This is a genomic window from Pseudomonas sp. D1-1 (assembly GCF_051132225.1).
In the GTDB taxonomy this organism is placed as follows: Bacteria; Pseudomonadota; Gammaproteobacteria; order Pseudomonadales; family Pseudomonadaceae; genus Aquipseudomonas.
Map to the genome: position 1 here is coordinate 3,317,226 of NZ_CP071676.1, position 21,208 is coordinate 3,338,433.

General features: G+C 60.5%; 22 protein-coding genes. 13 read left to right on the forward strand and 9 right to left on the reverse strand.

What is annotated here, in order from left to right:
* Positions 1–215: 215 nt before the first annotated feature.
* The 8 genes from pnuC to J3P86_RS14890 all read left to right on the forward strand — a co-directional run bounded on the left by pnuC (position 216) and on the right by J3P86_RS14890 (position 6,623).
* Positions 216–779 (forward strand): nicotinamide riboside transporter PnuC, encoded by a 564-nt coding sequence (gene pnuC, locus J3P86_RS14855; protein WP_434698299.1) that lies wholly within the window; start codon positions 216–218, stop codon positions 777–779.
* Positions 776–1,300 carry an AAA family ATPase gene (locus J3P86_RS14860; RefSeq protein WP_434698300.1) on the forward strand — a complete coding sequence of 175 codons (525 nt, stop codon included), beginning with the start codon at positions 776–778 and terminating at the stop codon, positions 1,298–1,300. Before pnuC ends, J3P86_RS14860 begins: the two co-directional genes overlap by 4 nt.
* A gap of 309 nt (positions 1,301–1,609) precedes the next feature.
* Entirely contained in the window at positions 1,610–2,059 is a 450-nt protein-coding gene (locus J3P86_RS14865) for a hypothetical protein (RefSeq protein ID WP_434698301.1), read from the forward strand.
* 1 nt (position 2,060) lies between these two features.
* Entirely contained in the window at positions 2,061–2,639 is a 579-nt protein-coding gene (locus tag J3P86_RS14870) for an adhesin (RefSeq protein ID WP_434697565.1), read from the forward strand.
* A gap of 60 nt (positions 2,640–2,699) precedes the next feature.
* Positions 2,700–3,671, forward strand: a complete 972-nt coding sequence (locus tag J3P86_RS14875; RefSeq protein ID WP_434630584.1) for a heme utilization protein — start codon at positions 2,700–2,702, stop codon at positions 3,669–3,671.
* A 136-nt stretch (positions 3,672–3,807) separates the two neighbouring features.
* Positions 3,808–4,488, forward strand: coding sequence for a C39 family peptidase (locus J3P86_RS14880; protein ID WP_434600967.1), 681 nt, complete (start codon positions 3,808–3,810; stop codon positions 4,486–4,488).
* 57 nt (positions 4,489–4,545) lie between these two features.
* Entirely contained in the window at positions 4,546–5,292 is a 747-nt protein-coding gene (locus J3P86_RS14885; RefSeq protein ID WP_434698302.1) for a hypothetical protein, read from the forward strand.
* 47 nt (positions 5,293–5,339) lie between these two features.
* Positions 5,340–6,623, forward strand: a complete 1,284-nt coding sequence (locus J3P86_RS14890) for a hypothetical protein (RefSeq protein ID WP_434698303.1) — start codon at positions 5,340–5,342, stop codon at positions 6,621–6,623.
* A gap of 140 nt (positions 6,624–6,763) precedes the next feature.
* On the opposite strand, the gene J3P86_RS14895 is transcribed toward J3P86_RS14890, so the two are convergent.
* Positions 6,764–8,089: a sigma 54-interacting transcriptional regulator gene (locus tag J3P86_RS14895; RefSeq protein WP_434630579.1), complete on the reverse strand. Its 1,326-nt coding sequence runs from the start codon at positions 8,087–8,089 to the stop codon at positions 6,764–6,766.
* A 341-nt stretch (positions 8,090–8,430) separates the two neighbouring features.
* Between J3P86_RS14895 and J3P86_RS14900 the strand changes: the two genes are divergently transcribed.
* Together J3P86_RS14900 and nhaB are read left to right on the forward strand one after the other, a co-directional pair.
* Complete coding sequence (locus tag J3P86_RS14900; RefSeq protein WP_030142711.1) at positions 8,431–8,697, forward strand: hypothetical protein; 267 nt, start codon at positions 8,431–8,433, stop codon at positions 8,695–8,697.
* Between the two features lie 146 nt (positions 8,698–8,843).
* Complete coding sequence (gene nhaB / locus J3P86_RS14905) at positions 8,844–10,346, forward strand: sodium/proton antiporter NhaB (protein ID WP_434630576.1); 1,503 nt, start codon at positions 8,844–8,846, stop codon at positions 10,344–10,346.
* Between the two features lie 173 nt (positions 10,347–10,519).
* Here nhaB and J3P86_RS14910 read toward each other — a convergent pair whose 3' ends face one another.
* From J3P86_RS14910 to gnd, 3 genes are read right to left on the reverse strand one after another with little or no spacing between them, the layout of a single operon-like run.
* Positions 10,520–11,341, reverse strand: coding sequence for an HAD family hydrolase (locus J3P86_RS14910; protein ID WP_434698305.1), 822 nt, complete (start codon positions 11,339–11,341; stop codon positions 10,520–10,522).
* Positions 11,338–12,858 (reverse strand): glucose-6-phosphate dehydrogenase, encoded by a 1,521-nt coding sequence (gene zwf, locus J3P86_RS14915; RefSeq protein WP_434630572.1) that lies wholly within the window; start codon positions 12,856–12,858, stop codon positions 11,338–11,340. Before zwf ends, J3P86_RS14910 begins: the two co-directional genes overlap by 4 nt.
* Positions 12,855–13,835 (reverse strand): phosphogluconate dehydrogenase (NAD(+)-dependent, decarboxylating), encoded by a 981-nt coding sequence (gene gnd / locus J3P86_RS14920; RefSeq protein WP_434698306.1) that lies wholly within the window; start codon positions 13,833–13,835, stop codon positions 12,855–12,857. The genes zwf and gnd overlap by 4 nt, the downstream gene beginning before the upstream one ends.
* 273 nt (positions 13,836–14,108) lie before the next feature.
* Between gnd and J3P86_RS14925 the strand changes: the two genes are divergently transcribed.
* Positions 14,109–14,282 (forward strand): DUF6026 family protein, encoded by a 174-nt coding sequence (locus tag J3P86_RS14925; protein ID WP_305500661.1) that lies wholly within the window; start codon positions 14,109–14,111, stop codon positions 14,280–14,282.
* A gap of 275 nt (positions 14,283–14,557) precedes the next feature.
* A complete protein-coding gene (locus J3P86_RS14930) occupies positions 14,558–16,297 on the forward strand; it encodes a phosphoethanolamine transferase CptA (RefSeq protein WP_434630566.1) in 1,740 nt (579 codons plus the stop codon).
* 212 nt (positions 16,298–16,509) lie between these two features.
* Here the strand turns inward: J3P86_RS14930 and J3P86_RS14935 are convergent, their stop codons facing one another.
* From J3P86_RS14935 to J3P86_RS14950, 4 genes are all read right to left on the reverse strand, one after another.
* The gene (locus J3P86_RS14935) at positions 16,510–17,004 is read right to left on the reverse strand and encodes a GNAT family N-acetyltransferase (RefSeq protein WP_434573829.1); all 495 of its coding nucleotides are present in this window, start codon (positions 17,002–17,004) and stop codon (positions 16,510–16,512) included.
* 53 nt (positions 17,005–17,057) lie between these two features.
* Positions 17,058–18,179, reverse strand: coding sequence for a cell division protein ZapE (gene zapE / locus J3P86_RS14940; protein WP_434698307.1), 1,122 nt, complete (start codon positions 18,177–18,179; stop codon positions 17,058–17,060).
* Positions 18,180–18,357: 178 nt separating this feature from the next.
* A complete protein-coding gene (locus J3P86_RS14945; RefSeq protein ID WP_434573825.1) occupies positions 18,358–18,699 on the reverse strand; it encodes a nuclear transport factor 2 family protein in 342 nt (113 codons plus the stop codon).
* A gap of 52 nt (positions 18,700–18,751) precedes the next feature.
* Positions 18,752–19,468, reverse strand: coding sequence for a helix-turn-helix transcriptional regulator (locus J3P86_RS14950; protein WP_434657394.1), 717 nt, complete (start codon positions 19,466–19,468; stop codon positions 18,752–18,754).
* 248 nt (positions 19,469–19,716) lie between these two features.
* On the opposite strand from J3P86_RS14950, the gene J3P86_RS14955 reads away from it, so the two are divergent.
* Positions 19,717–20,187 carry an LEA type 2 family protein gene (locus J3P86_RS14955; protein ID WP_434630555.1) on the forward strand — a complete coding sequence of 157 codons (471 nt, stop codon included), beginning with the start codon at positions 19,717–19,719 and terminating at the stop codon, positions 20,185–20,187.
* Positions 20,188–20,687: 500 nt separating this feature from the next.
* Here J3P86_RS14955 and J3P86_RS14960 read toward each other — a convergent pair whose 3' ends face one another.
* Positions 20,688–21,107, reverse strand: coding sequence for a hypothetical protein (locus J3P86_RS14960; RefSeq protein ID WP_434630552.1), 420 nt, complete (start codon positions 21,105–21,107; stop codon positions 20,688–20,690).
* Positions 21,108–21,208 lie beyond the last annotated feature (101 nt).

Genomic DNA, 21,208 nt, shown 5'->3' on the forward strand with positions numbered 1-21,208 from the left:
ACATTCAGCACTGATGCAAGCTGACCCACCGCCTTCGCGAGCAGGCTCGCTCCCACAGGGGATTTGCGGTGGGCACAAGATCTGAGGGCAACACAAAGCCAATGTGGGAGCGAGCCTGCTCGCGAAGGCGATAGCACAGCCAGCACCAGGATTGGAGCTCCGCCCGCCATAACGTTTACAATCCCCGCCCTCTTCGTCTTCCCCAAGGAACCGCCATGTCCGGGCTTGAACTGTTTGCCGCAGCCCTCGGCGTGATCGCTGTCTGGTTGACCGTCAAGCAGAATCCCTGGTGCTGGCCGATCGGCCTGGTCATGGTGCTGCTGTACAGCTGGTTCTTCTTCGACGTGAAGTTGTACTCCGACATGCTCTTGCAGATGGTCTACGCCGTCCTGCAACTGTATGGCTGGTGGCAGTGGACCCGCGCCGGACACAATCACCATGGTCGGCAGGTGACGTATCTGGGTACGCCGTCAGTGCTGCTCAGCCTCGCCCTCGGTGCGACGGGCAGTCTGATGCTCGGGGCGGCCATGGCGCATTGGACCGACGCCGCCCAACCCTGGCTCGACGCGGCGCTGACCGGTTTCAGCCTGGTGGCTCAGTGGTGGATGGCGCAAAAGCGTGTGCAGTGTTGGCCGCTGTGGATCGTCCTGGATGTGATTTTCGTCGGCCTGTTCATCTACAAGGGTCTGTACCTGACCGCCGCGCTTTATGCGCTGTTCACTCTGCTGGCGGTGCAAGGCTGGCGGGAATGGCGCGCCGACCCGGCCCTGCGCACATGAAAGTAGTGGTACTGACCGGCCCGGAATCCAGCGGCAAAAGCTGGCTGGCCGGGCAACTGCAGGCGCATTTCGGTGGTTTGCGGGTGGACGAATACGTGCGCCACTTCATGGAGCAAACCCAGCGTGATACCTGCCTGGCCGACATCACCGATATCGCCACCGGGCAACTCGCCTGGGAAGACGCGGCTCGTGCCCGGCAGCCGGCGCTGCTGATCCTCGATACCCATCTGTTGAGCAATATCCTCTGGAGCCAGACCCTGTTCGGTGATTGCCCGGATTGGCTCGAACCCGTCTTGCTGGCGCGCCATTACGATTTGCATCTGCTGCTCAGCCCCGAGCAGGTCGAATGGGTCGGCGACGGTTTGCGCTGCCAGCCGGAGCTGGCAGAACGGGTGAGGTTTTTCGAGACCATCAGGGACTGGCTGGTTCGCCACCAACAACCGTTCCTGTTGATTGAAGGCGACTGGGAGCAACGGCGCGAGCAAGTGTTCGCGGCCATTGCGCGGCTCCTTCAGGCCTGAGGTTGTTTCATCGTTGAAACATCATTGATGCGCCGAGCCCGGATTCAAAGCCACTCCGATCCGTTGCGACCCTGACTGTAAAGTCACTGATACACCGCCCCCCGAACGCCTGGATCCAGAGCCCAGCGGCAGCGGCGGGCCGTTGCGGGCCGCGAGCCCGTCTCAGCGATGAAACAGGTCCCGCCAACGGATCTGCGCCCTTCTCACAAGCTATTGAATCCGAAGTCTTTTCCAAACACGGCACAACACCTGCTCTTCCCTTCGCAGCGCTGACTAGGGCCAGCGTCCAGCGAAGAAGGAATCGATGTCATGGGGACTTCCAACAGAAATCTGACCTGTCTGTTGTTGATCGGCTGCGCCGTCGGTGCGACGACGCTCAGCCTGCCGGCCCAGGCCGAGGGTAACGGTGTCATCGTACTCGACCGTGACGTGCAACCGGTTCATTTCGGTCGCAATGGCGGCAAAGACCCCTACCCGACCACCGTCAATGCCAATCCGTCCGTCCGGATCAACCAGGCGACCGCCAGTACCGAGCTCAGCGACGGCGAATTTGCCGGTGTCGCCAGCGGCTCGACAATCCGCAACACCACCACTGCGAACACCGGCGTGCAGGGCGTCAATGTCGTGACCAACCCCAACGGCATGCCGGGCATGAGTGCCGGCCACGGTGGCGGCAGCGGTGGCGCCATCTCGGGCACCATCAACCGCTCGCTGAGTTCCGGCCTGGCCCCTCTGGGTCGGTTGGCGGGAGGCCAGTGAGATGAATCCAACCTGGCTCATGGTTGCCCTGCTCGGCAGCTCCACCGTGCTCGCCGCCCCGGGCGTGGCGGTGGTCAACCAGGCCGACCTGGAAAATTCCGGCGGTCGTTACACCGGTAATTTCAACGTCAACCAGGCGGCCGGCGACCAGACCCAGCAGACCAACACCCGCGCCATCGCCATCGGCACCGATGCCCACGCAAGCACCGTCGTGCACCAGCGCCTCGATACGCCGGCCAAGCCGTCGATGAACGCGAGCGCGCGTATCGGCGGCAACTCTTTCACCAACGGCAACGGCGTGCTGGGCGTCAACCAGTCCGCCGGGGCCAACAACCAGATGGCCAATGTCATGCGAGTGGGCATCAGTGCCCACCCGCAGAGCATGGACGACAGTGCCCTTTCCCAACAGAACGTGGCGCTGGTACCGAACTCGGGAGCAACTGACACCCCAACCGGCAGTCGCCAGGTCGCCACCAGCGACCAGGCCTTCACCGGCAGCCGAGGGGTGATCCAGGTGAACCAGAGTGCCGGGGTGGGGAACCGCATGGCCAACACCCTGAGCATCCGGGTCGCAGACTGACCCGGCGCAGTGGATAAGAACGTACCGACACTTAACCAACGACACGCAAGGAGAAACACCATGAAACCTACAATGGCGCTCAAACCATTGGTTTTCGCTCTCGCCGCTGTCATGGCAATGGCTGCGCAGGCCGGCGGAAACGGTAACGGGCACGGCAACGGTCATGGCAACCACGGCCCTCAAGGGCCAACGCTGGATCAGTTGCTGTCCATCAGCGCCGGCGCAGGGGCCACGGTGCTGGACGAGCAGAACAGCGATGGCAACGTGGTGACCAACCAGGCCACCCGCAACACCGCTGAAGCCACTGATTCGCTCAACGGCAGCAACGGCAACATGGGCGCCAACATCGCCGCCGGCGACGGCAACCAGCAAGACAATGCCGCCGCCCTGGCCACCGCCGACGAGAGCTTCATCTTCGGCGCGGCTGTCGCAGCGTCCAGCGCCACACAAGTCAATAACAACAACTATGTGAAGAACAACTCGACGCAGAACAACGCCTCGCTCACCAGCGCGGGCAACAACGGCTCCGGCAACATCGGCATCAACGTGACCGCCGGCAACTTCAACCAGCAGAAAAACAACCTGGCCATCGCCGTATCGGGCGGCCGCGTCGCCCAGGCTTCCGCCGCGGCCGACCAGTCGTCCACCGGCCTTGTCGTCGACAACAAAGGCGTGCGGACCTACAAGACCGACACCCTCACCAGCACCTCCGAGGCTTCCGGCACCTTCAAGGCCAAAGGCACCGGTACCGTCGAGGATGACGGCGGCTGGGGCAACAAGGGCGGCTACGGTGGTGGTCACGATGACGACAAGTTCAAGTTCTCCGCCGTGGGCACTTTCGAACTGGCCGGCAGCAATACCCAACAGGTGCTGACTCGCGACGGCTGGAAAAATCCGGTCTACAACAACGCCACCATGACCAACTCCATGAACGGCTTCTCCGGTAACGGCGGCGCCAACGTGTCGGCGGGCGTAGGCAACCAGCAAAGCAACTCGCTGTCGATTGCTGCCGGCTGCAAGGCTTGCATGTAAAAAAGTACCACTGTGGGAGCGAGCCCTGCTCGCGAAGGCATTGGATCAGTGACCTTTGTGTTGCCTGACACACTGCTATCGCGAGCAGGCTCGCTCCCACAGGGGCTTTTCCCGGGTATCACTAGGCGTATTGATCATGCGTGCGACTGCCCTTTGCCTGTTGGTTTTGCTTGCCGGCTTGACCGAAGCCGCGCAGATGCCGGTCGCCGCCCTGCCTGGCGGCATGCTGGTCTACAAACCCGTGCAAAGCGTACGCGAGCGCAAGTTCAGCGACATCGTCGAGCAGAAGACCGATTTCAGTTGTGGCGCCGCGGCGCTGGCCACTGTGTTGCGCCAGGCCTATTGGCTGGACGTCGACGAAGAGCATGTCATCAAGGGCATGCTGGTCAATGCCGACCAGGATCTGGTCCGCACCCAGGGTTTCTCCATGCTGGACATGAAGCGCTACGTGGAAACCATCGGCATGCGCGCCCGCGGCTATCGGATACCACCGGAAAAACTCGCCGCGGTGACGATCCCGGTCGTGGTCCTGATGGAAATTCGCGGCTACAAGCACTTCGTGGTGCTGCAGCGGGCGGACAAGCGATGGGTGTATATCGCCGACCCGGTGCTTGGTCACAAACGCTACGCCCATGACGAATTCGTAAAAGGCTGGAACGGCATTGTCTTCGCCATCGTCGGCCCCGGCTATGACAAGACCAACGCCTTGCGCAGCCCTCCGCAACCTCTGACAGCGCGCAACAAGCTGGACGGTTTTAATCCGGTCAAGGACGCGGAACTGATGGATTTCGGCTTCATCCAGAGCGACTTTTTCTAATCGCCGAACAACTGCCAATAAAAATACAAAAGGAGCAGGACGCTCCGGGAGCAACAGATGAAACGCTCATACTGGCTCACGCTGGCCTGCCTGGCCGCAACGACGTCGGGTCTTGCCCACGCCGGTTTCAAACCGATCGAAGTCCAGGACCAGGAGCTCGCCGAGCTGCGCGGTCGCTACGTCATGCCCGGACGAGTCATCAGTTTTGGCATCGTCATGAGCAGCACCTGGCGCAACGCCAGTGGCGACCTGATCGGCGCTTCCAGTTCCATGCAGATTCAGGCTGCAACGGTCAAACCGCAGTTCTACGTCTCCACGATCAAGCAGACCGGCAACGGCAGCGCCCCGGAACAGGGTGGCGGCACGATCACCGGCGGCGCCGGTCTCGGCTCGGGCCAGGGCGTAACCCAGAGCGTGCGCGCCGCGGGCGATGGCAACAGCGCGTACAACAATGTCAGCATCAACGTGAAAGAAAGCAGCCAGGCACCTGCCCTGGCGCCCGCCCAAGGCCAATTGCTCGACAAGGGCCAGACCATCAGCGGCAGCAACGCCGCCGGCAGCGTGGCGGTCACCGCCACCGGCAGCGGCATGCAGATGGCAATCCAGGCCAACCACAACCAGGGCAGCACCCTGCAACAGGTGGCCCAGGGCGGCTTGCTGCAAAACACCCGCCTGCTGGGCAACGGCAACCTGGTCAACAACATGACCCAGCTCAACGTGGTGCTGAACAGCAACGGCCCCAGCGCCGGGGCATTGGACTGCAACCTGACGCAGCTGCGCGGCCTTCGAAACCTTGGATATTGAACTACGCTGATCTCCGATCATTGGGCTAACTAGGGACGGCATATTTCATGTATCGATCCGTATCGTTGCGCGCTGTGATGTGTTTAAGCACGATGTTTCCGGCGACCGTGCTGCAAGCGGCACCCGACGCGGACATCGAGGCCCTGAAGCAAGAACTTCTCGAGCTCAAGCAACGCTACGAGGTCCAGCAAAAAGCCCTGGCGGTACTCGAACAACGAGTCCGCCAGGTCGAGGATCAACCCGCCGCCCCGCCGCCCAAGCGCCTGGCCAAATCTCCCGCCGACATGAAAGGCAACCAAGGCGTGGCCGGCAGCGGCGCGGCAACGGCGGGTGGCAGTGGTTACGGGCAATCTTTGGCCGACGACTCGCAACCGGCCCAGAGCGTCTCCAACCTGTATGACGAAGCCAGCGGCTTTTTCGGCGGCGGCAAATTCAGCTTCGAAACCGGCGTGACCTACTCGCGCTACGACACCCGGCAACTGATTCTCAACGGCTTCCTGGCCCTGGATTCGATTTTCCTTGGCAACATCAACCTGGACCGGATCAAGGCGGACACCTGGACCCTGGACCTTACCGGTCGCTACAACTTCGACAATCGCTGGCAGTTCGACCTCAACGTGCCGGTGATCTACCGCGAGTCCACCTACCAGTCCGGTGGCGCCAACCAGGGCGCGGCCGGCGTCACCAGCGAAGAAACGGTGACCCGCGACCCCACCATCGGCGACGTCAATTTCGGCATTGCGTACAAGTTCATGGATGAATCGGTCAACAGCCCGGACGCGGTGGTGACTCTGCGCGTCAAGGCACCCACCGGCAAGGATCCGTTCGGCATCAAGCTGCGCCGGTCCCAGGCCAACACCAACCTGTTCGTGCCGGAAGACCTGCCCACCGGTAACGGCGTGTGGTCGATCACGCCCGGGATATCCCTGGTCAAGACCTTCGACCCGGCAGTACTGTTCGGCAGCCTGTCCTACACCCACAACTTCGAAGAGTCGTTCGACGACATCAGTTCCACCGTCAACCAGGAAGTGCCAGGCAAGGTGCGCATCGGCGACAGCTTCCAGATCGGCGCGGGCATCGCCTTTGCCCTGAACGAGAAGATGAGCATGTCGTTCTCGGTCTCGGACCTGATCCAGAAGAAAAGCAAGCTCAAGCAGGACGGCGGGGACTGGGAATCGGTGGTCTCCAGCGACGCCAACGCCGGTTACTTCAACATCGGCATGACGGTGGCCGCCAGCGACAACCTGACCATCGTGCCCAACCTGTCCATCGGGCTGACCGACGATGCGCCGGATTTCACCTTCAGCCTGAAATTGCCGTATTACTTCTAAGGCCGGATGACGCCCCACGGCATTCCGCGGTGGGAGCGAGCCTGCTCGCGAAGACGGTGTGTCAGTCGACATGATTGTGGCTGATCCGCCGCCTTCGCGAGCAGGCTCGCTCCCACTTTTTGACTGGTCGTTGGGCTGCTCTAACGAATCTGATGCTTGTGCAACAACCGATAGAACGTCGGCCGCGACACGCCCAGCACGCGGGCCGCCACGCTGAGGTTATCGCTGTGGCGGTTGAGCACATCGCTCAACGCCTGGCGCTCGGCGCGGGTCTTGTAGTCTTCCAGAGTACCCATCGGTGCGGCGACGCCCTGCTGGCCGACAAGGCCAAGGTCGCGAGCCTCGATCTGCCGTCCTTCGGCCAGCACCAGGCCGCGACGGACGCGGTTGGCCAGCTCCCGCACATTGCCGGGCCAGTCGTGCATGCCCATCGCCACCAGCGCGTCCTCGCTGAAACTGCGCGGCCGGCGACCGGTTTCGTGGCTGTAGAAATGGGCAAAGTGGCTGGCCAGCATCGACAGGTCGCCATGGCGTTCGCGCAGCGGTGCCATGACCACCTGCAAGACGTTGAGGCGGTAATACAGGTCCTCACGAAAACGCCGATGCTCGATGGCCGCCTCCAGATCGACATGCGTCGCCGCCAGCACCCTCACATCGACGGCAATCGGTTGGCTGCCGCCTACACGCTCGATGTGCTTTTCCTGCAAAAAACGCAGCAGGTTGGCCTGCAGCTCCAACGGCAGATCGCCGATCTCATCGAGAAACAACGTGCCGCCATGAGCGGCTTCGATCCGTCCGATCTTGCGTTGATGAGCGCCGGTGAAAGCGCCCTTCTCGTGGCCGAACAGCTCGGACTGGATCAGGTGCTCGGGGATCGCGCCACAATTTATGGCAATGAACGGCTTGTTACGCCGGTGCGATTGGCAATGCAGGGTGCGCGCGACCAGCTCCTTGCCCGTGCCGCTTTCACCACGAATCAATACCGGCGACTCGGCGGGGGCCAGCTTGCCCAATAATTTGCGCAGTTCGCGAATCGGCTTGCTGTCGCCCAGCAGCTCATGTTCAGGCTGATTGATGTGAACCGCGCCCCGCCCCCTCAACCGCGCCATGCCGAACGCCCGGCCCAATGTCACCTGGACGCGGGAGACATCGAACGGCAAGGTATGGAAGTCAAAAAACCATTCGCAGACAAAATCGCCGACGTTTTGCAGGCGCAACACTTCCTGACTGAGCACGGCGATCCACTCGGCGCCGCTGCGGCGAATCAATTCCTTGACGGCCTCGGGACGCTCCAGGTGAAAGGGCTGCAGGCGCAACAAGCCGACGTCACACGTCCGGTCGCTGGCGTGTTCCAGGGAGCAGCTGTCGACGTCCCAACCGATGTCGCGCAGGCCCGGTAACAGGCGATAGCAATCATCGCAAGGATCGACCACGAGCAGACGACGCAACGCACTGGTTTCAATCACGACTGATCCTTGGCGCCAAAATAAGGAAATATGATTAGAAACAGGCGTTTGGCGAACCTGCATGTAACAGTAGCAAGAACTTGACACTTGCTTGTATCGATTAGTTATCAGGACATCAGAGAACCGGTTATAAGCGGGCGTTTCGTTAGTTCACCTCGCGGCGAATCTTTCATCCCCCTTTCAAACAAAAGTCCGAAAGCCTGGTCTGAAAGAAAATCGAAATTTATTCATCGATTGTGTGACCTGCTCCCGGGTTCGGGACATCAGTACAAGTAACCAGCCGCACGGTACGCCCAACCGACGGCAGATCATTTGATTGGGCACTATTGAGAGATAACGCCATGAACGCCCCGCTCCGTATCAACGAAGCTCTTTTGATTGCCGACCGCGCATTCCGTCCTTTCCAATGCGTGGCCTGGGCCCCACAAGACGGTAACGGCGAACTCAGCCTGACCGTCATCGACCGCACCAACACCCACATCGGCCGGACCCAGATCCCCAGCAGTGCCTATACGGACCCAGCGCAACTTGCCGACCTGTTGAAGCAGGCCCGTGCCGAGTTGAGCCAGGAAGGTTACAAGCTGCAATCGTGGTCGATGCCTGAATAAATCCATGACCAGCCGGTGTTGTTTGCCGGGCCTGGCATCGGATCGAATGCCTTAATCGGCATCGAGGCCGGATTTATCCGGCCCCACGCTTGATATTCCTCTTTTGTTACGGCAATTTGCGCGCTTCTAATTAAAAGGAGCAGCCAATGTCCGGCCCAATGGCTCAAGCGTTCGCGCACAACTTTCTGGGGCATTCTCCGCGCTGGTACAAGGCGTGCATCATCACCTTCCTGATTCTCAACGCCGTGGTGCTGTTCACACTCGGCCCGGTCGTTACCGGCTGGCTGTTGGTTGTGGAGTTCATCTTCACCCTCGCCATGGCGCTGAAATGCTACCCGCTGATGCCGGGCGGACTGTTGATGATCGAAGCCCTGGCCATGGGCATGACCACGCCCAAGGCCCTGTATGACGAACTGCTTCACAACTTCCCGGTCATCCTGCTGCTGATGTTCATGGTGGCGGGCATCTATTTCATGAAGGACCTGCTGCTGTTTCTGTTCTCGCGCCTGCTGTTGGGCGTGCGCTCCAAGGCGCTGCTTTCCTTGATGTTCTGCTTTCTTTCGGCATTCCTGTCAGCGTTTCTCGATGCACTGACGGTCACCGCGGTGATCATCAGTGCCGCCGTCGGGTTCTATTCGGTGTATCACCGCGTTGCGTCCGGCAATGACCCGCGCCAGGACAGCAGCGTTGATGAAGACCATGACCTGCCTTCCCTGCACCATGAAGACCTGGACCAGTTCCGCGCGTTCCTGCGCAGCCTGCTGATGCATGGCGCCGTGGGCACCGCGTTGGGTGGTGTCTGTACTTTGGTGGGCGAACCGCAGAACCTGCTGATCGGCCATGAGATGGGTTGGCATTTCGCGGAATTCTTCCTCAAGGTCGCGCCGGTGTCGCTGCCGGTTCTGGTAGCCGGACTGGTGACCTGCGTGGCGCTGGAGAAGCTGCGCTGGTTCGGCTATGGCACGCTGCTGCCGGAGAATGTGCGAGCGGTTCTGGCCGATTACGCCGAACAGGACAATCTCGATCGCACCGCACGCCAACGCGCGGCACTCATCGTCCAGGGTCTCGCGGCGCTGCTCCTGATCGTCGCCCTGGCCCTGCACATTGCCGAGGTCGGCCTGATCGGCCTGGCAGTGATCGTCCTGATCACCGCCTTTACCGGAATCACTGACGAGCACCGACTCGGCAGCGCATTCAAGGACGCCATGCCGTTCACTGCGCTGCTGGTGGTGTTCTTTGCGGTGGTCGCGGTCATTCATGACCAGCAGCTGTTTACACCGCTGATCCAATGGGTCCTGGCCCTGCCGGCCGATCAGCAGCCCGGCATGCTGTTCATCGCCAATGGCCTGTTGTCAGCCATCAGCGACAACGTCTTCGTCGCCACCATCTATATCACCGAAGTGAAACAGGCCTTTGTTGCCGGCCACATGAGCCGCGAGCAGTTCGAGACCCTGGCGGTCGCCATCAACACCGGCACCAACCTGCCCAGCGTCGCCACGCCCAACGGCCAGGCAGCGTTCCTGTTTCTGCTGACGTCGGCGATCGCTCCGCTGATCCGCTTGTCCTACGGTCGGATGGTCTGGATGGCCGTGCCGTATACGGTGGTGATGGGCGGCCTTGGCTGGTATGCGGTGACTTACTGGCTGTAACGCCATGACTGAAGGGGCGTGACTCTCTGTGGCGAGGGGATTTATCCCCGTTGGGCTGCGCAGCAGCCCCAAACCAGTCAACTCGGTGTATCAAAAAGATTGAGTTCGCTGGTTTAGGGGCTGCTACGCAGCCAGTGGGGATAAATCCCCTCGCCACAACACTATTTGGCTGTCTAGCGCGGCAGGATGTATCGCTCGATCGCCAGCGCCGCGCCGTCCTCGGTATTGGCGGCGGTGATCACGTCAGCCTGACGCTTGATCGCCTCTTCCGCCTGCCCCATGGCAATCGACAGCCCCGCGCGATGGAACATCGCCGGGTCGTTGCCACCGTCCCCCATGGCGGCGGTCTGCTCCAGCGGCACGCCGAGGTAGTCCGCCAGCGTTGACAGCGCCTCCCCTTTGTTCGCCTTCATCGCCGTCACGTCCAGGTAGATCGGTTGCGAACGCGACACCTGGGCCTGGCCCTTGAGCAGCGGATGCAAGCGAGCCTCCAGTTCGACCAGCAGATCGGTATTGGCGCTGGTCGCAACGATCTTGTCGATGCGTTCAAGGTAAGGCTCGAAGCTTTCTACCTCCAAGGGCGGATAACCCAGGCCACGGGTTTCAACCGGCACCATTGGCCCATGGGCATCGCGCACCAGCCACTCGCCATCGGCGAACACCCAGACCTCGATACCCGGTTGGTCGGCGTACAGGGCCAGGGTGCTCAACGCCGCTTCAGGCGGCAAGTAATGAACCGCGAGAAAACTGCCATCGGGGTGCACCAGCGTACCGCCGTTGAACGCCGCCGTGGGCAGGTCGACACCAAGGGCTTCGATCTGCTGCAACATCGCCCGGGGCGGACGCCCGGTAGCGAGACTGAACAGCACGCCGGCCTCACGCAAGGAGCGGACGGCTTCGATGGTGCGCTGGTTGAGGCTGTGGTCAGGAAGCAACAAAGTGCCGTCCATGTCACTGAGCAGGAAGCGGATAGGACGTTTCAACTGATCAGTCATCCGAGGCCATGCCAGACGCGATCATCGCGAGTCAACAGATCTTGTGCCGCCGCTGGGCCATCCTCGCCAGCCTGGTAAGGCTGAACGCTTGCATCCTCGCGCCAGGCATCGAGGAAGGGTTGCACCGCGCGCCAGCCGTTTTCAATGTTGTCGGCGCGCTGGAACAGCGTCTGGTCGCCCGTCAGGCAATCATAGATCAGGGTCTCGTAACCCGTTGATGGCTGCATTTCAAAGAAGTCCTTGTAGGCAAAGCCCAACTCGATATTCGCCATGTCGAGTGCCGGCCCGGGCCGCTTGGCCAGCAGGTCGAACCACATGCCTTCGTTGGGCTGAATCTGGATTCTCAGGTACGTAGGTTGCAGTTCGTCGACCTCGGTGTCACGAAACTGCGCATACGGTGCCGGCTTGAAGCAAATGACGATTTCCGTGTCGCGCACGCTCATGCGCTTGCCGGTGCGCAGATAGAACGGCACGCCTACCCACCGCCAGTTATCGATCATGACCTTGAGCGCAACGTAGGTTTCGGTGCTGCTGTCGGGCGCGACGTTGGTTTCCTCGCGGTAACCGCTGACAGGGTTGCCGTTGATCTCACCCGCCGTGTACTGGCCGCGCACCGAGTTGGCCCGCGCCTGCTCGACCGACCAGGGCCGGATTGCGCCCACCACCTTGGCCTTTTCGCCTCGCACCGCGTCGGCGCCGAACGCGGCCGGCGGCTCCATCGCAACCATCGCCAGCAACTGGAACAGGTGATTGGGCACCATGTCCCGCAGGGCACCGGTATGTTCATAAAAGCTGCCACGGGTTTCCACGCCGACGGTCTCGGCGGCGGTAATCTGCACGTGGTCGATGTAGTGATTGTTCCAGAACGCCTCGAACAGGCTGTTGGAGAAACGGCTGACGAGAATGTTCTGCACCGTTTCCTTGCCCAGGTAGTGGTCGATCCGGTAGATCTGCTTTTCACTCATTACCTTGAGCAGGCAGGCGTTGAGCGCCTCGGCGGTTTGCAGGTCGGAGCCGAACGGCTTCTCGATCACCACGCGCCGGAAGGCGTCATCCTGCTCTTGAAGCAGCCCCGCCGCGCCAAGGCGGCGGACCACTTCACTGAAAAAGCGTGGCGCGGTCGCCAGGTAGAAGACCGCATTGCCGGTGCCGCTGGCGGCGATCTTCGCCGCCAGCGCTTCGTAGGTACTGTCATCGAGAAAATCACCCTGGACGTAACTGATGCCCCGGGCCAGGCTGGCCCAAAGCACCGGATCGAGCGCCTGGTCGGGGTCGCCTCCCTTGCTCGCCGCTTCGTTACGGATGAAATCCTCGAGTTTTTTTGCAAAATCCACATCGCTGATAGCGTTGTGGTCGACACCAATGATCTGCAGGCCATCCCCCAACAACCCGTCACGACTCAGGTGGTAGAGCGCCGGCATGAGCAAACGCTTGACCAGGTCTCCATGAGCACCGAACAGGAACAACGTGCTCGGTGGTGCCGGTTCAGCCTTGGATTTCCTGCCGATCGAGGTCATTTTTTCGGCGTCTCCACATGGCCGCCAAAGCCGAAGCGCATGGCCGAGAGCATCTTGTCGCCATAGGTGGCTTGCTGGCGGGAACGGAAACGGGCGAACAGCGAACTGGACAGCACCGGTACCGGCACCGCTTGCTCGATGGCCGCTTCGATGGTCCAACGGCCTTCCCCGCTGTCGGCGACCTCGCCGGAGAAGCCATCGAGCTTCGGATCGCTGGCCAATGCATCAGCGGTCAGGTCCAGCAGCCAGGACGAAACCACGCTGCCACGCCGCCAGACCTCGGCGATATCGGCCAGGTTGAGGTCGAAACGCTGCTCCGGTGGCAGGCTTTCGCTGGATTTGGTCTTGAGGATGTCGAAGCCCTCGGCGAAGGCCTGCATCATTCCGTATTCGATGCCGTTGTGGATCATCTTGACGAAATGACCGGAACCGGCCGGGCCCGCATGGATGTAGCCACGCTCGGCGCGGTCGTCGTCAGACTTGCGGTCACGGGTACGCGGGATATCGCCGATGCCCGGCGCGAGGCTTTCGAACAACGGGTCCAGGCGCCGCACGACTTCAGCGTCACCGCCGATCATCATGCAATAGCCGCGCTCAAGCCCCCAGACGCCGCCGGAGGTACCGACGTCGATGTAGTTCAAGCCTTTTTCCGACAGCGCCTGGGCGCGCCGGATGTCGTCCTTGTAGTACGTGTTGCCGCCATCAATGATGACGTCCCCCGGCTCGAGCAGGTCGCTGAGCACGTTGATGGTGTCTTCGGTGGGTGCGCCGGCCGGCAGCATGACCCAGACAGCCCGAGGCTTCTCCAGGCCGGCGACCAGCGCCGGCAGGTCCGCGACGCCCGTCGCGCCTTCCTGGCTCAGGTTTTCGACAAAAGCGGCATTGCGGTCATAGACGACGGTGGTGTGCCCATTGAGCATCAGGCGCCGCGCAATATTGCCGCCCATGCGGCCCAGTCCAATGATCCCGAGTTGCATGTGCTGATGCTCCCTACTACAAATAAAGGTGTGTCAAAGGTTTAGCTCAAGGTGACTTGTGGAGGTTAGTCCAGAGCATTGCCGCATAGTTTCCGGGTAAATCGCCCGATCACAAAGGATAACGTTCAAAAACCGGCCGAAGACACGCGGACCATGAAAAATAAAAAAGTTCCATCAACGGGCAAAAGTATTCAGAATTGGTGCCGATAAAGAATTGTCGCCAAGAAACTGACGACATCTCTCTAGTTGATGTAGCCATTTGCGAGGTGAGCAATGGGCCCTGTCGTTACCGCACGTCCTCCACAAACCCTTTATGTGACCATTCGTCGCGACGAATTACGCCTGCTGAAGGAAGAGCGTGATCTGCTGCTTGATGAAGTGACGCAGTTGCGCATGCAGTTGCAACACGCACAGCTCTCACACCAGGGCCAGGCTTTGGCTCGCTGATCCTGTCCTCCGGGCAAGACACTTTGGTGACGCCGGGCAAACCGGTGTCACGCTGACAAAAACACCGCACAACCTGTGGTGAGGAAGCTTGTTCCCCATCACAGAATCGCCCCTGCAACCCCGCCCCCAGGTGCGCGCGACCTTTTGTAGCTGAAAAACTCACGAAGTTTTCACACCTGGTCCGTAATAATCCTGCAATCACAAATAGTTACGGCGACGGCCCGTGCGCACCAGTCCGGTGCCGGCAGTCTCGTCGGTGAACGCTGGAGCGCTTGATGAGTGTGTTCAAACGCAGCAAAACGACTGCGAAAGGTTTCGATTGGGCCGGGTTCGGCTGGCTGTTTCTGTTCTTCTGGTATTTTTCCGGCATCACCCAACTGCTGATCCTGTCGAGCGGCACCGCCGGGTTCGCCGGGTTTCGCCAGGCCTTCGTGATGAGTGCGTTGTGGTTGGCACCGCTGCTGCTCTTCCCTGCCCGCACCCGCCTGCTCGCCGCGATCATCGGGATCGTGCTCTGGGCTTGCTCGATGGCCAGCCTGGGCTATTTCTTCATCTACCAGCAGGAATTTTCCCAAAGCGTCATCTTCATCATGTTCGAGTCGAACGTGTCCGAAGCTGGCGAATACATGACCCAGTATTTCGCCTGGTGGATGGTGCCGGCGTTCCTGGCGCATACCCTGGTCGGTTACTTCCTCTGGACGCGCCTGCGCCCGGTCTACCTGCCACGCAGCCAGGCCTGGGCGGCAGCGCTGGTCATCATGGTGGCCGTGGTCGGCTACCCGCTGACCAAGCAGACCCTGCGCACTGGCAGCCTGGCCAAGGGCTTCGAGAAGTTCGAGAGCCGCGTCGAGCCGGCGGTGCCCTGGCAGATGCTGGTAGCGTACCGCCGCTACACCGAACAGCTGGAAAACATGCAGGGCATGCTCCACAGCACCAGCAAGATTGCGCCCCTGCGCAACCTTCAGGACACCATGGCCAACGAGCCGGCCACCCTGGTGCTGGTCATCGGCGAATCGACCAACCGCCAGCGCATGAGCCTGTACGGCTATCCGAGAGAAACCACGCCAGAACTGGACAAGCTCAAGGACCAGCTCTCGGTCTTTGACAATGTCATTACCCCGCGCCCCTATACCATCGAGGCCCTGCAGCAGGTACTGACGTTCGCCGACGAGGAGAACCCGGACCTTTATCTCAGCACGCCATCGCTGGTGAGCATGATGAAACAGGCCGGCTACAAGACGTTCTGGATCACCAACCAGCAGACCATGACCAAGCGCAACACCATGCTCACGACGTTTTCGCAACAGGCCGATGAGCAGGTCTACCTGAACAACAACCGCAACCAGAACGCCGCGCAGTACGACGGCGACGTGATCGAGCCGTTCAACAAGGCCTTGGCCGACACCGCGCCGCGCAAGCTGATCGTGGTGCACCTGCTCGGCACCCACATGAGTTATCAGTACCGGTATCCACCGACCTTCAACAAATTCACCGACCGCCAGGGCGTGCCTGCCGGGGTGCGTGACGATCAGGTGCCGACCTACAACAGTTACGACAACGCGGTGCTGTACAACGACTTCGTGGTGTCCAGCCTGATCAAGGACTACGCCAAGAGCGACCCCAACGGCTTCCTGCTGTATCTGTCGGACCACGGCGAAGACGTCTTCGATTCACCGGGCCATGGCACCCTGGGCCGCAACGAGGCCAAGCCGACAGCGCCGATGTACACCATCCCGTTCATGGCGTGGGCTTCGCCGAAGTGGCGCGAAACCCATGACTGGAATTTCGCTGGCGACCTGTCGCGGCCCTACAGCAGCTCGCACCTGATTCACACCTGGGCGGACATGGCGGGCTTGAGCTTTGATGAGCTCGATCGCAGCAAGAGCCTGGTCAGCGATGACTTCAAGTCGCGGCCGCTGTTGATCGGCAACCCCTACCAGGACCAGCGCAAGGGGCTGATCGATTTCAGCCTGATGCAGCCCAAGGGCCCCGCGGGCCAGGTCGTACAAAAGTAGTCGAAAAGCCACAGCCCGCATCTGGAGTAATGCGGTTCACTTGAGGTAGTCCCGTGGCGAGGGAGCTTGCTCCCGCTCGGCTGCGAAGCAGCCGTAAACCGGCGGGTACGGTGTGTCTGATGCTCTGCATTTGGCTGGTTTTGGGGCCGCTTCGCGGCCCAGCGGGAGCAAGCTCCCTCGCCACGGGTTCTTAAGTGAACCTCATGACGCCCCTAGAGGGGCTTGATCCAGAACAGCATGCGCCCGTGGGCCGGGTCGAACATGCCGGCGGCAAAGCCGAACTTGGCATAACTGGCCTGGGCCACGGCGTTGCCTTCCAGCACTTCCAGGGTGATCTTGCAGCACCCGCGCTGGCGGGCGATGTCTTCGACTTTCTGCAGCATCTTCTGGCTCAGGCCAAGCCCACGAAACGCCGGCATTACGGCTACATCGTGGACATTCACCAAAGGCCGGCAAGCGAAGGTCGAAAACCCCTCGAAACAGTTGACCAACCCCGCCGGCTCGCCATTGACGAACGCCAGCACACTGAAAGCGTGGGAACGCTTGGCCAGCTCTTCAGGCAGATGGGCCAACACCTCGGCCGGCAGCGAATGCCCACCGCCCATCGGATCCTCGGCATAACCGTTGAGCACATGGCAGATCGCTTCAGCGTGGACCGGGTTGGTGTAGCTGGCTTGCAGTACAAGGATATCCTTGGCTTCTTCCATGATCTTCCATCTCGTTTCGATAAGGCCGACGGCTTGGCGTCGGCAGGGTCGGGTCAGGCGGGCTGACCAAAACGTTGCAGTTGCATTTCCTGAAGGCGACTGAGAGTACGGCGAAACGGGAATTGCAGATAGCCCTGCGTGTACAACTGGTCCATCGGCACCTGGGCCGACAGGTACAACGGCACTTTGCGGTCATAACATTCGTCGACCAAAGCAATGAAACGCCGTACGCCGTCGTCATGAATCGACAGCTGCGGCAGCTCGCGATCACCGGCCTCGACCCGCTCGACCCCGTCTTCGGTGCCTCGGGCAATACGCCCTTCGCGTTGTTCGGCGCTCAGGCAGGGTACGTCACTGAGAAGAATGGCCTTGAAACGATCACACAGCGCCATGAAATCAAGCGCCGAGAATGGTTGCTCGCAAAGATCGGGGTAACGGCTCCACAGCACTGTATCGCTGGCCTGGACCGGAACGATCTGGCGATGGCCGACCTCGAGCGCCTGGTTGCGGGTTTTCTGCCCGGCGCTCAACTGGGCGAAAACCTCCGCCAACGGATCAGGCTGGGCCGGGTCACGCAGCCAATAACGCTGCTGCAAGGCGCCCGGGTGCTGGCGATGATCCTGCCAGCCATTCACCGGCACGACCTGCATGTACTGCTTGATGGCCGTTATGGTCGGCAGGAAGCGCTCACGGTTGTGACCGCTGGCGTACAGCTCATCCGGCGGCAGGTTGGACGTGCTGACCACCACCATGCCCAGCTCGAACATCACCTGGAACAGGCGGCCGAGGATGATCGCATCGCCGATGTCGGTCACGAACAACTCGTCGAAGCACAACACCCGCACCTCTCGGCTCAGCTCTCGAGCCAGGGCCTGCAACGGATCTGGCGTGCCGGTGAGCTGGAACGAGCGCTGATGCACCCAGGCCATGAAATGATGGAAATGCTGGCGACGGGCCGGAACCTCGAGGCTTTCATAAAAGCGATCCATGAGCCACGTCTTGCCCCGCCCGACCGGTCCCCACAGGTAAACACCCTTGATTGCCTTGCGGCCTTCGTGCAGCGCCTGATGGCACTGCTCCAATGCCATGATTGCCAGCTCCTGGGCTTCGTCCTGGACGAAGCCGTGGTGTTCGATGGCATGCTGCCAGGCGCTCAAGGGGGAAGTGAAAGTCATGCGACCCGGGTCCGGAAGGCGAAGGTCTGGAGTATGCCATGCCTGTTGATTGAGAAAACCTGGACGAAACTGTGGCGAGGGGATTTATCCCCGCTCGGTTGCGCAGCGACCGATCAAAATTGGGGCAGCTGCGCAGCCCAACGGGGATAAATCCCCTCGCCACAACAGCGCTCCCCGGTCAGGCGGAAATATCCAGCCGACTGATCTTCCCCTGCTCATCGAGCCGGAAGGTGTAGCGCAACTCCAGTGGACTGCCGGGAAAGGTTCCGGAGATCAGGTTATGGACCAGCACCTTTCCGGTGCGTTGCTGCACGTTGAGGACTTCGACCCGCGGTTGGTAACGGCGCGCGGTATCTTCCATCCACTGGGCGATGGCCTGGGTGCCGACCCGGTGGTTGCCTTCATCGAACACATTGGCATCCTCGGCGAAGAAACGCGTCACCGCCGAGCTGTCGCGAGCATTCGCGGCAGCGATGTAGCCGGCGATGGCCGGGGCCAGGGAAGAGACGGGATTGGACATGTCAGGGGCTCCTTGTTGTATCGATCCGGAGCCATCCTAGAACAGCGCTGTGTCAGTTTTTGTCAGGAGTAAAACGCCCCGCCTCATCGAGATTCATCAGCGCCAACCAGGCTCGCAGCAAGTCGCTGCGCCTGCCGGGGTAGCGCTCGCCCTGGACGCTGGCTGAGGCAATCCGGTCGGTACGAAACGTCCGATAGGCACCGCGTAGTTCGCACCAGGCCACCACCACCCGCGCCTCATTGAAAAAGCCCAGGGCCAGCGGCCAGATCAACCGCTGGCTGGGGGTCTTGTTGACGTCGGCGTAATCGATGTGCAATTTGGCTTGAGTGCGAATGGCCTGGCGGTAGACATTCAGCTCGACGGCGTTCTGCGGATAACCGTAACCCGGTGGGCCGGGCAATACCGTGGGGTTGTGCAAGGCATCGCGCAAACCAGGGGCCAACACCGCCTCGACCTTTGCCAAAGCGTCGGCGGCGGCCTTGCCCAGAACCTCATCGCCACGCTGGTCGACGTAGCGCAAGCCCAGCACGATGGCCTCGATTTCATCGGCGGTGAACATCAGCGGCGGAAGGAACAGGCCGCTGCGCAGCACATAACCTATGCCCGCCTCGCCCTGGATCGGCGCGCCCAGGGCAGTCAGTTCGGCTATATCGCGATAAAGCGTGCGCTCGGACACCTTCAGCTCGGCCGCCAGCGTCGCGGCGGTAACCGGGCAGCGCTTGCCCCGCAAGACTTGCAACAAGGTCAGCAGCCGAGTGGTTCGCGACACGATGGCGGATCCAGGGAAAAGATGAAGCAGATTAGCAGAGGCTGGTGTCAGAAACTGTCAGTAGAGAAAGCAGTGACCTGGACATTGTGGCGAGGGGATTTATCCCCGCTGGGCGCGCAGCGCCCACGTCATTTTTGCGGTCGCTACGCAACCGAACGGGGATAAATCCCCTCGCCACAGGATTGCCGGTTTCCGGATATGCCATGAGTTATGGTACCTACACGTTTCTAACGCGAGAGAGCATTTCCATGCGCAGAATCTTCCGTTTGCCCCTCATCCTGATACTGCTCAGCCTGAGCGCCTGCGCCCTCTTCCCGCACCGCGACCCGCTGAATATCAACGTGGTCGGTATCGAGCCACTGCCCAGCGAGGGTCTGGAGATGCGCTTCGCGGTGAAACTGCGCTTGCAGAACCCGAACGAAACCGCCATCGACTACAGCGGTGCGGCATTGGATCTGCAAGTCAACGGCCGCACGTTGGCGACCGGCGTCAGTGACCAGAGCGGCTCGATCCCACGCTTTTCCGAAGGAATCCTGAGCATACCGGTGAGCATCTCGGCGTTTTCAGTGATCCGCCAGACCCTGGGCCTGAGCCAGACCCAGAGCCTGGACAACCTGCCCTACGTGCTCAAGGGCAAACTCGCCGGCGGCTTGTTCGGCACCCTGCGCTTCGTCGATCGCGGAACCCTTGATCTACCGAATTCCGCAGCCGCCTGGTGAATCATGCAATGAAACGCACAACCGGCCTGGCTCGCTCATCCACCACCAGCCCGAATACATCGGGCCGGGCATAGTGCCCGACCACGTAATCCTTGGTCTTACAGGTTGGCCTGTCACAGCTCGAAGAGTCGAGACTTTACCTTTCAGCACTCGCACTCGACAGGGTCCTGCCAGCCAGATTGAACTTATGGTGAATTTAGAGTTGCGTAAATAGGCGCTTCTTGCACTTGTGCGCAGAATCGTCTGAACCATTGGTTTTTAGGTGCACCACCTGGTCACTCCAACCAACTCAACCGTTCGAACAAGCGCAATAATCTGCGCTTGTTAAGCTAAGACGACAAGACAATTTTTTGTGCTGTCATATCTAAGTTACGGCCTGAAAAACCCTTTATAAAAAAGAGGTCAGGAATTACCCGACCCCCGTTCAATACCTTCTCCAGAATGTCATTTTTCCGGAGGTTCCCAAGACCCACTATGGGGAGGGAAATTAACCTCTAACCTTATCCTTTCTCAATCGTAAATACCTCCGCGCCCAGCGTGCCTGCCGGTGAATCTGGGCAGTCTGGGTCGCTTACTGTAAGACTGTAAACCGCATCCACCCCTTCTTTTCTGTCTGACTTGATTTTGACTGTTGCTTGATCGGTTGGCCCAGCGAACTCGTACCCCCCTGTGCCCACGGCCCACTTGTACCCTTTCTTCCCACTCGGTGTAATAGAGCTACTGGCATCTAATATGTACTCCTTGCCCACCACTCCTTTTTCCACCGGTTTTTTTACCACAGGCGTAATTTTTGCCGGTTCTTTATACTTTGACGAATACACAACGTAACATTTGCTGTCGGACGCCGCTTGAGCATAAACGCTTGCGCCCAATGATGCCAGTACAGTACTGATGATCACGCCCGTTTTTAAACTGTTCATTTTGTCATCCTTTTCTAAAGTTGAGATTTTCCGTTAATGCAACTACAGATTAGATACAAACAAAATCTTACGCACCTGTAAGAAATGACAGGTGCTTATAT

Excerpts from the sequence above, each read along its gene's own strand:
- J3P86_RS14875 (WP_434630584.1), top strand. The coding sequence starts at position 2,700 with ATGAAACCTACAATGGCGCTCAAACCATTGGTTTTCGCTCTCGCCGCT.
- J3P86_RS14960 (WP_434630552.1), bottom strand. The coding sequence starts at position 21,107 with ATGAACAGTTTAAAAACGGGCGTGATCATCAGTACTGTACTGGCATCA.
- zapE (WP_434698307.1), bottom strand. The coding sequence starts at position 18,179 with ATGACTTTCACTTCCCCCTTGAGCGCCTGGCAGCATGCCATCGAACAC.
- J3P86_RS14955 (WP_434630555.1), top strand. The coding sequence starts at position 19,717 with ATGCGCAGAATCTTCCGTTTGCCCCTCATCCTGATACTGCTCAGCCTG.
- J3P86_RS14865 (WP_434698301.1), top strand. The coding sequence starts at position 1,610 with ATGGGGACTTCCAACAGAAATCTGACCTGTCTGTTGTTGATCGGCTGC.
- J3P86_RS14860 (WP_434698300.1), top strand. The coding sequence starts at position 776 with ATGAAAGTAGTGGTACTGACCGGCCCGGAATCCAGCGGCAAAAGCTGG.
- J3P86_RS14945 (WP_434573825.1), bottom strand. The coding sequence starts at position 18,699 with ATGTCCAATCCCGTCTCTTCCCTGGCCCCGGCCATCGCCGGCTACATC.
- gnd (WP_434698306.1), bottom strand. The coding sequence starts at position 13,835 with ATGCAACTCGGGATCATTGGACTGGGCCGCATGGGCGGCAATATTGCG.
- nhaB (WP_434630576.1), top strand. The coding sequence starts at position 8,844 with ATGTCCGGCCCAATGGCTCAAGCGTTCGCGCACAACTTTCTGGGGCAT.
- J3P86_RS14935 (WP_434573829.1), bottom strand. The coding sequence starts at position 17,004 with ATGGAAGAAGCCAAGGATATCCTTGTACTGCAAGCCAGCTACACCAAC.
- J3P86_RS14930 (WP_434630566.1), top strand. The coding sequence starts at position 14,558 with ATGAGTGTGTTCAAACGCAGCAAAACGACTGCGAAAGGTTTCGATTGG.
- J3P86_RS14885 (WP_434698302.1), top strand. The coding sequence starts at position 4,546 with ATGAAACGCTCATACTGGCTCACGCTGGCCTGCCTGGCCGCAACGACG.
- J3P86_RS14925 (WP_305500661.1), top strand. The coding sequence starts at position 14,109 with ATGGGCCCTGTCGTTACCGCACGTCCTCCACAAACCCTTTATGTGACC.
- J3P86_RS14870 (WP_434697565.1), top strand. The coding sequence starts at position 2,061 with ATGAATCCAACCTGGCTCATGGTTGCCCTGCTCGGCAGCTCCACCGTG.
- J3P86_RS14900 (WP_030142711.1), top strand. The coding sequence starts at position 8,431 with ATGAACGCCCCGCTCCGTATCAACGAAGCTCTTTTGATTGCCGACCGC.
- zwf (WP_434630572.1), bottom strand. The coding sequence starts at position 12,858 with ATGACCTCGATCGGCAGGAAATCCAAGGCTGAACCGGCACCACCGAGC.
- J3P86_RS14910 (WP_434698305.1), bottom strand. The coding sequence starts at position 11,341 with ATGACTGATCAGTTGAAACGTCCTATCCGCTTCCTGCTCAGTGACATG.
- J3P86_RS14880 (WP_434600967.1), top strand. The coding sequence starts at position 3,808 with ATGCGTGCGACTGCCCTTTGCCTGTTGGTTTTGCTTGCCGGCTTGACC.
- pnuC (WP_434698299.1), top strand. The coding sequence starts at position 216 with ATGTCCGGGCTTGAACTGTTTGCCGCAGCCCTCGGCGTGATCGCTGTC.
- J3P86_RS14890 (WP_434698303.1), top strand. The coding sequence starts at position 5,340 with ATGTATCGATCCGTATCGTTGCGCGCTGTGATGTGTTTAAGCACGATG.